1 protein-coding gene is annotated in these 1,657 nt (G+C 74.8%); it reads right to left on the reverse strand.

Annotated features, from left to right (window positions below; translation table 11 throughout):
- Window positions 1-372: 372 nt before the first annotated feature.
- The coding region (locus B8460_RS17255) for an amidase family protein (RefSeq protein ID WP_048862858.1) at window positions 373-1,657 on the reverse strand (1,285 nt) is incomplete at its 5' end.

The raw sequence follows: 1,657 nt of genomic DNA on the forward strand, positions 1-1,657 counted from the left end.
GGGAGCCGCGGAGGGCGTGGCCGGGGATGGCGCCGCCGGGACCTGCGGCATCGGCGCGGGGGGCATGGGCGGCGCGCCGGCGACCTGGGGCGGCAGCGGGCCGGTCGGCATATAGGGCGACTGTGCCCAGCCCGCCGCCGGCGCCGTGACCATTGCGATCGCGGCTGTCCAGGCCACCAGCTGTGCGCCCACCCGGGCGCCCAGCTGAGCGGCCTTGTCGGCGGGCGTGGTATCCGTTGGCACGGCAGACTCCTCCGAGGGCAATCAGTGCGGCTCAGCTAGGCGCGCGCTGGGGCGAAATCGCGTCACGGCCCGTAACGAAGCGTGGCGAAGGATCACGATCACGTGATCTTCGGTCCAGGGCGCCGGCGATCACATGATCCCGGCGTCGTTCCAGACCGGCGGCGGCGCGGCACGCTCCAGGGCCCGCGCGGCCCGCAGGACCAGATCATCGCGGAACTGCGCCGCCGCGATCTGCACCGCGACCGGCAGACCGGCGCCGGACAGGCCCATCGGCACGCTGATCGCCGGCTGCCGCGACAGGTTGAAGGCGAAGGTCCAGGGCGCCCATGCCGTCCATAACGCCTCGAGCGGGCTGCGGGTCGGCGCGTCGGCCAGCGGCGGCGGTCCGGGCACGGCCGGGCAGAGCACGAGGTCATAGGACTGCATGAACCGCCCCATGACGTGGCCGGTCTCTACCCGCAGCGCGTCGGCCGCCATGTAACCCACCGCGGAGAGGTCGGCATGGGCAGCCGCCACCTCCGCCAACCCGGCATCGAGGCGATGGCGCTCCGCCTCCGGGAAGCCGGCGACGAGCTTGGCGAGCGCCGCGCCCCAGACCTGGCCGAACACCGCCCGCGTGTCCGGCAGGCCCGGATCGGCCGTCTCCACATGCGCGCCCGCCTGTTCCAGCAGCGCCGCCGCGCGGGCGACGGCCTGCCGCCCCTCGATATCCACCGAGGCATCGAACCCCGGACGGTCGAGCACGGCGACCGACAGGCCGGCCACACCCTCCTCGATCCCGGCGGTCCAGTCCCGCGGGTCGTCGGGCAGGCAGAGCGGATCGCGGGCATCGTGGCGTGCCATCGCCCCGAGCATGAGTGCCGCGTCGCGCACGGTGCGCGTCATAGGCCCGGCGCAGGCGACGGCGGAGAACGCGCCCTGCGGCCATTGCGGGATGCGGCCATAGGTCGGTTTCAGGCCGAACAGGCCGCACCACGCCGCCGGGATGCGGATCGACCCGCCGGCATCGGTGCCGATATGCAGCGGGCCGAACCCCGCCGCCCCGGCCGCCCCGGCACCGGCCGAGGACCCGCCGGGCGTGTGGTCGGGATTCCACGGATTGCGCGTGATGCCGTGCAGCGGGCAGTCGCCGGGTGACTTCCAGCCGAACTCGGTGGTCGTCGTCTTGCCGACGATGACCGCCCCCGCCGCCCGCAGCCCGACCACGGCCGGGGCGTCGTGCGGCTGCGCCGCCGGGTCCGTCAGGTGGCTGCCCCGCCGCGTGGGCAGGCCCGCCATATCGAGCAGGTCCTTGACCGTGCAGGGCACGCCGTCGAGCGGTCCGAGCGGCCGGCCGGCGTGCCAGCGCGCCTCGGACGCGCGCGCCTCGGCCTCGGCCTCGGCCGAGGGATTCATCGTCGCGAATGCATTCAGA

The sequence above is a fragment of the Acidisphaera rubrifaciens HS-AP3 genome (assembly GCF_000964365.1).
In the GTDB taxonomy this organism is placed as follows: domain Bacteria; phylum Pseudomonadota; class Alphaproteobacteria; order Acetobacterales; family Acetobacteraceae; genus Acidisphaera; species Acidisphaera rubrifaciens.